The 12,201-nt window shown below is 41.0% G+C and carries 9 protein-coding genes and 2 pseudogenes; 8 read left to right on the forward strand and 3 right to left on the reverse strand.

The annotated features are described in order from the left end of the window. Window positions 1-190: 190 nt before the first annotated feature. The 4 genes and pseudogenes from IQ259_RS25455 to IQ259_RS25470 all read left to right on the forward strand — a co-directional run. A pseudogene (locus tag IQ259_RS25455) lies at window positions 191-388 on the forward strand (flavodoxin FldA); the annotation flags it as partial. A 108-nt stretch (window positions 389-496) separates the two neighbouring features. Next, on the forward strand, window positions 497-1,249 hold the full coding sequence (locus tag IQ259_RS25460; protein ID WP_193888784.1) for an alpha/beta fold hydrolase: 753 nt from the start codon (window positions 497-499) through the stop codon (window positions 1,247-1,249). A gap of 441 nt (window positions 1,250-1,690) precedes the next feature. After that, a complete protein-coding gene (locus IQ259_RS25465; RefSeq protein ID WP_193888785.1) occupies window positions 1,691-2,581 on the forward strand; it encodes an alpha/beta fold hydrolase in 891 nt (296 codons plus the stop codon). Window positions 2,582-2,835: 254 nt separating this feature from the next. Next, on the forward strand, window positions 2,836-3,849 hold the full coding sequence (locus IQ259_RS25470) for a serine/threonine-protein kinase (RefSeq protein ID WP_193888786.1): 1,014 nt from the start codon (window positions 2,836-2,838) through the stop codon (window positions 3,847-3,849). On the opposite strand, the gene rimM is transcribed toward IQ259_RS25470, so the two are convergent. After that, complete coding sequence (gene rimM / locus IQ259_RS25475) at window positions 3,832-4,515, reverse strand: ribosome maturation factor RimM (RefSeq protein ID WP_193888787.1); 684 nt, start codon at window positions 4,513-4,515, stop codon at window positions 3,832-3,834. The genes IQ259_RS25470 and rimM overlap by 18 nt on opposite strands. Before the next feature lie 53 nt (window positions 4,516-4,568). Further along, window positions 4,569-5,852, reverse strand: a complete 1,284-nt coding sequence (locus tag IQ259_RS25480) for a valine--pyruvate transaminase (protein ID WP_193888788.1) — start codon at window positions 5,850-5,852, stop codon at window positions 4,569-4,571. 562 nt (window positions 5,853-6,414) lie between these two features. On the opposite strand from IQ259_RS25480, the gene IQ259_RS25485 reads away from it, so the two are divergent. Together IQ259_RS25485 and IQ259_RS25490 are read left to right on the forward strand one after the other, a co-directional pair. After that, window positions 6,415-7,728, forward strand: a complete 1,314-nt coding sequence (locus IQ259_RS25485) for an NAD(P)/FAD-dependent oxidoreductase (RefSeq protein ID WP_193888789.1) — start codon at window positions 6,415-6,417, stop codon at window positions 7,726-7,728. A gap of 313 nt (window positions 7,729-8,041) precedes the next feature. Continuing rightward, the gene (locus IQ259_RS25490) at window positions 8,042-9,151 is read left to right on the forward strand and encodes an S-(hydroxymethyl)glutathione dehydrogenase/class III alcohol dehydrogenase (RefSeq protein ID WP_193888790.1); all 1,110 of its coding nucleotides are present in this window, start codon (window positions 8,042-8,044) and stop codon (window positions 9,149-9,151) included. A 401-nt stretch (window positions 9,152-9,552) separates the two neighbouring features. Here the strand turns inward: IQ259_RS25490 and IQ259_RS25495 are convergent, their stop codons facing one another. Beyond that, complete coding sequence (locus tag IQ259_RS25495) at window positions 9,553-10,437, reverse strand: DUF4351 domain-containing protein (protein WP_193888791.1); 885 nt, start codon at window positions 10,435-10,437, stop codon at window positions 9,553-9,555. An 82-nt stretch (window positions 10,438-10,519) separates the two neighbouring features. Here IQ259_RS25495 and IQ259_RS27385 point away from each other — a divergent pair, with 82 nt between their 5' ends. Further along, the gene (locus IQ259_RS27385; RefSeq protein WP_339383830.1) at window positions 10,520-10,918 is read left to right on the forward strand and encodes a hypothetical protein; all 399 of its coding nucleotides are present in this window, start codon (window positions 10,520-10,522) and stop codon (window positions 10,916-10,918) included. Between the two features lie 797 nt (window positions 10,919-11,715). Beyond that, window positions 11,716-12,021: pseudogene (locus IQ259_RS25505) on the forward strand (IS4 family transposase); the annotation flags it as partial. Between the last annotated feature and the right edge of the window lie 180 nt (window positions 12,022-12,201).

A 12,201-nucleotide genomic window follows, 5' to 3' on the forward strand; every position in this document is an offset into this window, starting at 1 on the left:
TTACAGAAGAGAGCTTTTCTCACCTCACGGGCATCTGGGCGACTATCTATAAATTCTTGTAGTTCTGCGATGGCTACGCCCGCCGCAGGCATCGCAGGTTGTAGATGCTGATCTATCATTGTTTGTTTTTAGACAGATATATTCCTCCGTATTATCTCGTACACTTTTTCAGAAATCAAATATGATTCCTATGGAAGAAAAAATTTCTCAACGGGGTGCTAAAACTGTAGGTTATTGGTCAACAGATGGATACGATTTTAATGATTCCAAAGCGCTAAGAAATGGTAAATTTGTCGGACTAGCAATTGATGAAGATAATCAATCTGACTTAACAGACGATCGCATCAAGGCTTGGGTTGCTCAGTTAAAGTCTGAATTTGGGTTGTAAAGGCTCACAAATATACTTGATGGTGAAGAATCACAGATGCACACGGATGAATTATCTGTATGTATTTGTGGTTCTGTCAAAAATAACTATTGATGATGTAAGGTTTTTATGTCTGACGATCTCAATGTTCTTTGGATCAGTTCTAGTCCTGTATTACAGCGTTTTGATAAACCGTTACTACAACACATATCGCAATATGTGAATGTAGCTCAGTGGGAATATCACCATAATAAAGATGAAGGTAGTTCGGTGGATGAAGCTGTGGCCTTACTGGGGGAATTTTTGGCACAGTGTCCTTATCCAATACATTTAGCAGGTCATGGTGCGGGTGGTGCGATCGCCTTAACTTATGCACGGCGATATCCTCAAAAAGTGCGATCGCTTATTCTACTTGCCGTCGCCTCTCAACCCGCAAATACTTGGCACGCACATTATTATCTTCAAAGACAAGTGTTTACCATGAGTCGTGAACAGGTTTTAGCAAGTAGTATTCGTCATCTATTTGGTGAACAACCACCTCACACCACTAAAAAGTTAATGACAGTTTTAGATAAAGATTTAGAACAAACTCCTTTATCACACTCCCTTTTCAAGTTGATTGAGCTACCTAAAGGTGGGGTTTCTATGCCCATGATGGTATGTGGTAGCAAGAATGATTTAATTGTCAATCCACCTGCATTACACGACTGGTTCAATTGGTGCAAACCTGAAGATGATATCTGGGAATGTCCTAAAGGGCATCATTTCTTTCACTACTTCTATCCTCAAAAAATCGGTGATCAAATGTTGAATTTTTGGCAACCATACCATCTAAAATCCATATTTTCATCTCAACCAAGTTACCGAAATTTGACTAATTAGCAAGTATTTTCAGGGGCATACATACACTTCTATTAATTTGCTATGACACTATTTGATAGCGACAAATCTATTTACCTTAATTCATAATTTCTAATTAAAAAGCTCCTAACCAATCCCATAGAACATCAAAAAACGCTGCCACTGGGTGGTGGTTAAATGCTTCTAACATCATCAGTATTTTTCCTCATAAAACTGCATCTGTTTTTGTTGCAGTTGTACCAAATGTTTTTTGACTGTTCCAGGCAGCGCATCTTTTAAAAAATGTATTTGTCTATACACTAAACTCAGGACTTAGATGCTCATCCCACAATAAAGACATAATGCAACATTTTAGTCTAGACACGCCAGTGGGGTGAGCTAACAAAATAACGCACCAGCGATCGCATTGCCCAAAATTCTCTAAACTTTACTATATAAAGTAATAGTTTAGGAATCTTAATAATGACTCTAACAACCCAGCAACTACCTTCAGTCCATTTAGAAAAACTAATTTGGACTTGGCAGGGGCATAAAATTCAATACACTGTGATGGGTACAGGAAAGCCTTTAGTATTGATTCACGGCTTTGGGGCTTCTATCGGACACTGGCGAAAAAATATCCCGGTGTTAGCCGATGCTGGTTACAGGGTTTATGCTGTGGATTTGTTGGGTTTTGGTGGTTCTGATAAACCGCCGCTAAATTACTGCACAGAAATCTGGGTAGAATTGCTCAAAGATTTTTGGACGGAACATATTCAAGAACCTGCGGTATTTATTGGGAATTCTATTGGCGCACTTCTAGGCTTGATAGTATTGACAGAAAATCCAGAAATTAGTGCTGGTGGGGTTTTGATTAACTCGGCGGGGGGGTTGAGTCATCGTCCCCACGAATTGAACCCGCCGTTACGCATTGTGATGGCAACTTTTAATCGAGTTGTGCGATCGCCAATTACTGGTAAATTTGTTTTTAACCGCATTCGTCAAAAAGCCCAAATTCGCCGCACACTGTACCAAGTTTACCGCGATCGCACCGCTGTCACTGATGAATTAGTTGATTTACTTTATACTCCCTCCTGTGACCCAGGAGCGCAACAAGTTTTTGCTTCCATCCTCACTGCACCTCCCGGCCCCAGTCCTGAGGAACTATTACCCAAAGTGGAACGTCCTTTATTAGTGGTTTGGGGTGCTGACGATCCCTGGACACCCATTACTGGGGCTAAGATTTACGAAGAGGCGTGTGCGAATGGTAAAGATATCAAAATTGTGGCCATTCCTAATGCCGGCCATTGTCCTCACGATGAAGTTCCAGATATTGTCAACGCTCAAATTATTGACTGGTTAACACAAGTCTGAAGTGTAAAGTATGAAGTAAGGCGATGTGCGACTCATTCTTAAAACCCCTTTCCAAAACTCTCCGCTGCGTCGAGAGATGCTTTAATTCTTGCTCCCCTTCCCTAGTGGGGAAGGGGTTGGGGGTTAGGTTTGAAAGAAAGTTGTACACCACTTGAAGTATCAATGTCACACTTCATAATTCAGCCTTCATAATGCCGGGTGAGTACCTTTTATTCTTATTGCACCTTGACAAAATCAAACTCAGGTGGTGTGTAATGGAGCTTGATGTGCGTAATAAAGGGACAATTCCCGTAAATCACTATCTAGATTTTTCCCAGCAAGGCTATCAAGTTATTCGAGAACTGGGACGTAATCAAGAAGGAGGACGCATTATTTACTTGGCTAGTGTCTGTAACTCCGAACAAAAAGTAGTAATTAAAGAGTTCAGCTTTGCTAGTGAGACTGAGTTGTTAGATTCCGACGCTTACGAACGCGAAATTGAAATCTTGCAGCAACTTGAGCATCCGCGCATTCCTCGCTACATAGATTCTTTTGCAACGTCAGCAAATTTTTATTTAGTACAAGAGTATAAAAATGCTTTGTCTTTGGGGACAAAACGCGACTTTAAACCAACAGAAGTTAAGCAGATAGCAATCTCGCTGTTAGAAATTTTGGTTTATCTACAACAGCAAGTTGACCCAATTATCCATCGAGATATTAAACCAGAAAATATTTTGGTTGACGAACAACTGAATGCTTATTTAGTGGATTTTGGTTTGGCTCGTAGACAGAGTGCAAAAATAGCTTTGACCACCTTATCCGCAGGTACTCTTGGTTTCATACCACCAGAAGAACAGTGTGGTGATAAATTGACACAGGCTTCCGACTTATATAGTGTAGGAGCAACATTGATTTGCTTACTCACCAATACCCATGCAGCGAATATTGGTAAGTTAATTGGTGATAGAGGCGGGCAATTTCCTGGATTAGCACACCAACTAAATCCACGTTTTCGGTCGTGGTTGATGACAATGGTGCAACCTAACTGGAAAAACCGCTATGCTAATGCTGCTGTTGCTTTGGCCGCACTTAGGTCAATTCCAGTTACTGGTAATGCGACTATCGTCGAAACTTTACTGGCTGCTATCAAGTTGAAAAAACGAACAGCTATGTTCACTTTAGCGGTTCTGGGTATGGTAGCAGTAGCAGCGACAACGTTAGTCTTTTCCCAGCAGGGCGGTGCAGCCCAACAGTTAAAAGAAAGCAAATCTTTAATTGATTTCCAGTAATCCCGGAGGCGGTGTAATTTCAACCCGCCGAGCTTCTATGTCTACCACTGGTGTAATTTCTTTAACAAAGGGAATTAAAACAGTTTTTTGTTTTACCGTGGGGGAAGCCGTTGGCGCGTCTATATCATTGGCAAGTAATTCTACTTCTAGTAAATCATTGCCAGCAGGGATGACATCTACCACTTTCCCCAGCAGTTCACCGGATGCTTGTAGATAAACTTCCAAACCAATCAAATCGATGACATGATATTCATCTTCGCCTAATTCGGGGCGATCGCTTGCAGGTACAAATAATCTACAATCACGCAATTCCTCAGCTTGGTCACGATTTTTAATGCCAGCTATGGTAATGACATACAATTTTTTGCCATCCACATAACGACCACTTAATAATTCTATGGGTTGTGGTTCTGTTTGCCCAGGGCGCAACATCCAACGTGTTCCTGGGACTTCAAAGCGTTCGGGAAAGTCAGTTTCAGGATAAACTCTTAATTCCCCAGCCAACCCTTGGGGAGCAACAATTTTCCCAATTGCTAACCAGTCATCTAATTGGAGATTTTGGATTTTAGATTTTGGATTGGCGGTTGGGGATTGGTTTTTTTGAGTTTTCGCTTTTCCACTTGCTTTCCCCTTCCCCTGCTGTTGTTTTATCTGTTCACTATTCATGATCACTGATTCAAGTTATTAAACCACGGCAAAAATAACAGAATAATTACGAATTACGCACTCACAACAGTACGCTGATAAATTTGCTCTGCTGCTTGAGCTAGAAGTTGCATACCAGCCACAATTTCATCATCGCTACCAGTCAAGCTAATGCGTAAACATTCGTGCTTATGTTGCCATTCTTCCTTCAAGCCAGGAAAAAAGGTACTACCAGGAACCAAAATTACCCCGACTTTTTTGAGTTCTTGGTAAAATTCCCAATCAGTGATGGGTAAATCTTTTAACCACAACCAAGCAAAGATAGCTCCTTCACCACGGTGGAGGAACCAAGGTAAATCTTTGGGCATGGCAGCATTTAAAGTATTTTCTAGTACAGCAAACTTCTGCTGGTAAAAAGGACGAATGACTTGTTCCGCGATTTGTACCAAACTACCGGAGTTGATAGCACGAGATGCGATCGCTTGTCCATAGCGTGAGGGATGAATGCACATATTTGTCTGGAAGCACTCCAGAACTTGAATTAGTTTTTCATCGCCAATAGCTATACCGATACGTTCCCCTGGTAATCCCGCTTTCGACAAACTCATACAGTGGATAATGTTATCGCCAAATACTGGCTTCATCTCAGTGAAGTTTAATGCCGGGAAGGGTGGCGCGTAAGCAGAATCAATCAACACAGGTACATTGTATGATGCACCTAGGGCAGCAATTTTATTTACCTCATCTTCTGTCAGCACGTTACCTGTGGGGTTGCAGGGACGAGAGAAAATAATGCAGCCAGTTTTATCTGTCACCGACAATTGACTAAAGTCGGGACGATATTTAAATTTATGGTTAGACGCATCAATATCGAGAGTGGGTTTGTAGGCGACTAAAGCCTCTGGAAATAAGCACACACCGCCATAACCTGTATAGTCGGGACTTAAAGGCAAAACAATTTGTCTAAGTTCACCATTGCTGGCGTAACCACCAAAGGCGTTAGCAGCGTAAAAGTAGAGGGTTTGACTGCCAGGAGTGATTAAAATATTGTTAGAGGTTAAGCTTAAACCATAGCGCTTGTTGAAATCATTAGCGATCGCTTCTATCAATGGCGCGTAACCTTGACTTGAACCATAACGACAGACTACTTCGCCATATTCGGAACTAGCCAGAAGTTCTCCTGTTGCATCTCGCCACAACTGTTCTACCTGCGGCAAAATCAACGGGTTCCCCGCACTCAAATTAATTAATTCCTGCCCCTGACTTGCTTGCAACGTTTCGATAATGTCCTTCATAATCGCTCGTACACCAGTTAGGTTGGACATTTGAGCGCCAATTTTAGTTAGGGCAGGGTTCATAAGCTTTGTAAAATTAGAAATAACTCAGGGGTTGACGGAATTATAAAAATCATGCGGCGGATAGATATCATTTTCCACATTTTCCGCCTGTAACTAATGTACCAATCTCATGCCATGTGCGGCTTAATATTCTGTAACAAGTTCGTCGAACGAAAGAGTATCACAATTAATGCCAACAATTAGCTACTTCCTGGCAAGATGCGATATTTCAAATGAATGGCTCAACTATCTAGGACTGACGCAGGAACTCTGTGAAACTCTCATAACTTCGCGTTCTTTGCGTCCTTCTCCCAAGGGGAGACGCTACGCGAATGCGGTTCGTTTTTTCATAATTTTGCGTAAGTCCTACTATCTACTTGTTAAGTTATTCAAGTTTCTAAATTAGCAATCGACTCAAAATCTAAAAATGCTACTCCTATTGTTCAATATAATGACTGATTACTAACTTTGACTACTTTCGTAATTTTTTCAAATGTTCTAAATAAACGGCAAGCTCCATTATAATTCTGCTACATATTTGTTAAGAAAAGTTACAATATTCTTAACAAAAGGAAATATTTCTATGGTAGTCTCACTTGAGAAGAATACACCACATCAGGTTGTAATTATTGGTGGTGGCTTTGGTGGACTGTATACAGCAAAGACTCTGAAGAAAGCGAATGTAAATATTACTCTTATCGATAAACGTAACTTTCACCTATTTCAGCCGCTTTTATATCAAGTTGCGACAGGTACGCTATCACCTGGAGACATATCCTCACCATTGCGAGCTGTATTCAGCAAAAGCAAGAATACACAAGTGTTGCTGGGAGAAGTAAAGGACATTAATCCAAAAGCGCAACAAGTTATTTTGGATGATAAAGTAGTACATTATGATACATTAATTGTCGCCACAGGTGCTAACCATTCTTATTTTGGTAAAGATAACTGGAAAGACCTTGCGCCTGGGTTGAAAACTGTTGAAGATGCCATAGAAATGCGTCGCCGGATATTTGGCGCATTTGAAGCAGCAGAAAACGAAACTGATCCCGAAAAACGTCGTGCTTGGTTGACTTTTGTGATTGTAGGGGGTGGGCCGACTGGTGTAGAATTAGCAGGTGCGATCGCTGAGTTGGCATATAAAACCCTCAAAGAAGATTTCCGCAGCATTAACACCTCAGAAACAAAAATTTTACTATTGCAAGGGGGCGATCGCATCCTCCCACACATTGCGCCAGAGTTATCGGAAGTAGCAGCAGAATCTTTGCAAAAGTTGGGTGCGGTTATCCAAACTAAAACACGGGTGACAAATATTGAAAATGACATCGTTACTTTCAAGCAAAACGGTGAAGTAAAAGAAATTCCCTCAAAAACTATATTATGGGCAGCAGGTGTCAAAGCTTCCCCAATGGGACAAGTCCTAGCAGAACGTACAGGTGTAGAGTGTGATCACGCTGGACGTGTGATTGTAGAACCCGATTTAACTGTCAGGGATTATAAAAACATTTTTGTAGTGGGAGATTTAGGCAACTTCTCTCATCAAAACGGAAAACCCTTACCTGGTGTTGCGCCCGTAGCCACACAACAAGGAGAGTATGTCGCTAAACTCATTAAACGACGGCTGAAAGGTCATACTTTGCCACCATTTCATTACAACGATGTGGGTAGTTTGGCAATGATTGGGCAAAATTTAGCTGTTGTAGATTTAGGCTTAATCAAGCTCCAAGGTTTCATCGCTTGGGTATTTTGGCTACTAATTCACATCTACTTTTTAATCGAGTTTGACACTAAATTACTAGTAGTATTTCAGTGGGCATGGAATTATATTACTCGTAATCGCCGCTCTAGATTGATTACAGGTCGAGAAGCTTTTGTAGAAGCAAAAACTAACTGTTAACAATAGCAGTCATTACCTGTAGCAATTAGCTGAAAATTTCCAGTTGCTAAGGCAAGCGATTTATCAGGGTTTTGTTGGGTTTTGCTTTCGCTCTAGCTAACCTACAAAAAATGGCAAATGATCTCACTTCTGCTTTCCTTGCAGCAACTTCCGCTTTCATGTTTCCGTGTTTCGCGCAAACTGTAGCAACTTCCGTTTTGACATTATGCCAATTTGTAATTACGAATTGGGGCGTTGCATAATTGTGGAGTGGTTTTTGTTGTGTCATGCTGAGTGCAGCAACGCCAAATCTACATACTAGGAGAGCTAACGCGTGGAAGTTAAAGCAGCAGTAGCTTACGGCGCGGGTAAGCCGCTAACTATTGAAACTGTGCAATTATCAAACCCAGAAGCTGGGGAAGTTTTAGTAGAAATTAAAGCTTCGGGAGTTTGTCACACCGATGCCTATACTCTTTCTGGTGCTGATCCTGAAGGTTTGTTTCCTGCAATTTTAGGTCATGAAGGGGCTGGTGTGGTAGTCGAGGTAGGTGCTGGTGTCACCAGTGTTAAACCAGGAGATCATGTCATACCACTATACACCCCAGAATGTCGTCAGTGTGAATATTGTCTCAGCCTCAAAACCAATCTCTGTCAAGCAATTCGCCCTACCCAAGGACGAGGTGTGATGCCTAACGGTACTAGTCGTTTTAGTATCGGAGGTGAAATGATTCACCACTATATGGGTACATCTACTTTTGCTAACTACACAGTGTTACCAGAAATTGCTGTGGCTAAAATTCGAGAAGATGCCCCATTTGACAAGGTTTGTTACATTGGCTGCGGTGTCACCACAGGTATTGGTGCAGTCATCTACACAGCCAAGGTAGAACCAGGTGCAAATGTTGTAGTTTTTGGCTTGGGCGGTATTGGCTTAAATGTCATCCAAGGTGCGCGGATGGTGGGAGCCAATATGATTATCGGGGTGGATATTAATCCTAGTAAACGCCCTTTAGCAGAAAAGTTTGGGATGACACACTTTGTTAATCCAAATGAAGTGGAGGGTGATTTAGTTAGTTACTTAATTGATTTAACTAAAGGTGGCGCAGACTACAGCTTTGAATGTATCGGCAATGTCAAAGTTATGCGTCAAGCATTAGAATGCTGTCATAAAGGTTGGGGTGTAAGCATCATTATTGGTGTCGCCGGTGCAGGACAAGAAATCAGCACCCGCCCATTTCAATTAGTAACAGGAAGAGTGTGGAAAGGTTCAGCCTTTGGCGGTGCGAGAGGGCGGACAGATGTACCTAAAATTGTTGATTGGTATATGGATGGCAAGATAAATATTGATGATTTAATTACCCATGTCATGCCAATTGAACAAGTTAATGATGCTTTAGAACTAATGCACAAAGGCGAATCAATTCGCAGCGTTGTGACATTTTAGTTATTAAATTTTGATTAACCCTCTTCTGTCATTCTCCGAAAACATTTGCTATTGCTGAATTCTAGAGCTTTTGCATAGCAAGCGATTGGCTTCGCCAGTGCCGTAGGCAATCGCACGATTATTTTCTAATCACAAATACAAGACCCATTTTTTTCTAATAGGATAGCTTGTATTGATTGCCTCATAAGACTTCTAGCAATTGCCCTCCCGGAAAGTGACAAAAGCGGGATATGGTTCACATTTAAAACACGCGGACATAATTTGATTCATAAAGTTAAGTTATTGATTGGCTCAAAAGCTTGAAATTACGTTAACTTTTGGTCACGTTATGGTTCAAAATTTGGTCATGCAGGGGGTAAAATCACAGGTGCGATTGGCTGGTGGTAGTTTAGTTTGCGTTGTTATCCGGCTTGCTGGTTTAGCCAAGCTTCTAAATCTGCCACAACGGAAAAATCTAATAACGCCTCTGCTAAAAGAGACAATTGCTCAATAGATAATCCTCGAATTCGTTTAATCAAAACTGCATCAATTTCACCAAAACGACGATTTAGTTGACGTAGAATTAGATCCTGTTGTCCTTCTTGTTTAGCTCTTTCGCGGTCTTGCTGATAAAGTGGCTCTAATCGCATAATTAACTCTCTGTCATCTGATTCTAAATTTTGATTGATTTTTAAATTTTCGCGCAAATTATAAACTAATTCTAGCGTCGCTTTTCTGTATGGATGATTTGATGGTAAAGCTTGCAACTCAATAATTGCCTGTGACTGTACACTTCCCCTGCCCAGAATTCTCAGCCACAACGTTTCCGATGTTGATGGTAGTTGATGTATGGCTACAATTGCTGTCCTTAAAGCATCACCTAAAAAGTATATTCCTGGCAACCACCCCAATTTCTGATTAACATTAAAGCTCGATAGTATTGCTGGGGATGCAGTTGGAGTCAGAATCCATAGTTTCGGAATATTTGAATCCTGGAATTTGGTTTTATTAGCTTTAGCATCTCGTCGCAATCCCGCTTTTACTTCTAATAACTTTTGAATACAATCACAAATTTCATCACTAGAAGCTGCATTGCGAAACGGTTCTAATATTGCTGGAAATTCGGCAAACCTTCCCAATAGTCCTAACAATTGTAAATTAGAAGTTGGCTGTGCTGATGGTGTAAATAACACATCAATCTCTTTGATCTCTCCTGATACTTTTGATGATGATTTTACTTCCCCATAAGGTTTTAACAGTTCTTCCAGATAATCTTTAGCAAATTCGTCATGTACAAACCGAGTCATTCAATTTAGTATATTTAGAATTGATTTGAAGTGATTAATAATATTTTATGCTTCGTTGGTGATTGAAGAGGTGAAATCTGGAGTGAAATCGGTCAAAAAGTCGTTGGTGGACAAAGCTGATTTTAATGTGCCTAAGCAAGAGATTGCAGAGGTTTGCAACGAGTTGAGGCGGTTGCGAATAAATCCTCAGCCGTGCTTGGGTGTGGTCAAGAAGTATTGGGAGAATGTTCAGGGAGCGATCGCGCGGGTGAAGGATGCGATCGCAGAAGGTTGGTGTGATAATCCTACTGGTCTGTTCATCAACTCGTGCAAAAGTGGAGGTAAAGGAAAAAACACTGTAACCGCCGATGTTAGTGCTTGGTTTGAATGGGCGAGGAAGCAGCGGATTGTGCTGGCGATGTCTGGTGGGGTTGTGTATACGCCAGAGGGGGAGGCTATTGAATTGCAAGAGATGATGCGGCGGTTTCCTGTCCCAGAATGACATTAATTTCTCTTTAGAGCGCAAAATCAAGCACAAAAATCATAATATCTTGCTTAATTGAATTAAAAGTAGTTGACACGCACCTATCCAAAGGTGTATGGTTCTTGTAACCTATAAAGCTTGATAGTTGACACTTTATAACAGCGTAACAACCACGCTCCAACTAGCTGCTGTCTTTGCTAATTATAGGGATACGTTTTTTACTAAAAAGCATCAGACCAAATTCATAAATATCTGTCCGTTTGTTTGGATAGGATTAACTTAGCTACTCTGGCTCTACTAAAGATATATATTGGGCTGCTATCGTTGCAACACGATGTCCATTGAACATTCGATTGCTTAAAATATTCCGTATAGCCTCACAAAGATTTTGCTTAAAACTTGAGACGTATGAGCAGATTATTTTAACAGTCTGTGGGTTATTTAGGCTAAGAATTGGTAGCTTAATTTTGCCAAATTAGCTATTAAAAATAGCCAAGAAAATCTAAAAAAAGGGAGTTAATGTTTATGCCTCTAAACTAACAGTAATGCTGTTTATCCCGCTTTTGTCACTTTCCGGGAGGGCAATTGCTAGAAGTCTTATGAGGCAATCAATACAAGCTATCCTATTAGAAAAAAATGGGTCTTGTATTTGTGATTAGAAAATAATCGTGCGATTGCCTACGGCACTGGCGAAGCCAATCGCTTGCTATGCAAAAGCTCTAGAATTCAGCAATAGCAAATGTTTTCGGAGAGTGACAGAACAGGGCTATTTGCTCTGAAAATCTAGAAATTGTCTTCTTTTGTTTCTTTTTCAGCAAGCCCTAATTAGTTTTTTGAGTGTGATTGCGGTAGAACTGTTGCATTTAACTTATCTACACCGTACTCAGCCCTTAGCCCCCGCAATTGAAATTCTCAATCCCCTTGAACTCAAGATTTTAAAAGCTAAGTCTCCCAAACTCCCCAAAGTGCTAACAGTTAGCTGGGCTGTTGAAGCTGTAGCTCGTCTTGGCGGCTACCTTGAACATCGAAGCAAAACACCTATTGGTATACAGGTACTGTGGCGAGGTTGGTTAAAATTACACGACCTCTGTGAGGGTTGGCAGCTTGCAAAAGAGACTTAACGGGAAAAGTCAGATGAAAGAACGGGGGGAACATCGCACAGATGAAGAGATTCGTTAGGGACTTCCAGAGAATAAGATATACAAGCCATAAAAATGATAATCATTCTGAAGGGGGAAAGAGCAGTTGCCGTCGGCAACTGCTCTTTCCTCCCAAATATATGCAAGATAAATGTCTGCACT

This window comes from Fortiea sp. LEGE XX443, from assembly GCF_015206815.1.
GTDB lineage: Bacteria > Cyanobacteriota > Cyanobacteriia > Cyanobacteriales > Nostocaceae > Nostoc_B.

Excerpts from the sequence above, each read along its gene's own strand:
- IQ259_RS25470 (WP_193888786.1), top strand. The coding sequence starts at position 2,836 with ATGGAGCTTGATGTGCGTAATAAAGGGACAATTCCCGTAAATCACTAT.
- IQ259_RS25480 (WP_193888788.1), bottom strand. The coding sequence starts at position 5,852 with ATGAACCCTGCCCTAACTAAAATTGGCGCTCAAATGTCCAACCTAACT.
- IQ259_RS25495 (WP_193888791.1), bottom strand. The coding sequence starts at position 10,437 with ATGACTCGGTTTGTACATGACGAATTTGCTAAAGATTATCTGGAAGAA.
- rimM (WP_193888787.1), bottom strand. The coding sequence starts at position 4,515 with ATGAATAGTGAACAGATAAAACAACAGCAGGGGAAGGGGAAAGCAAGT.
- IQ259_RS25465 (WP_193888785.1), top strand. The coding sequence starts at position 1,691 with ATGACTCTAACAACCCAGCAACTACCTTCAGTCCATTTAGAAAAACTA.
- IQ259_RS25460 (WP_193888784.1), top strand. The coding sequence starts at position 497 with ATGTCTGACGATCTCAATGTTCTTTGGATCAGTTCTAGTCCTGTATTA.
- IQ259_RS25485 (WP_193888789.1), top strand. The coding sequence starts at position 6,415 with ATGGTAGTCTCACTTGAGAAGAATACACCACATCAGGTTGTAATTATT.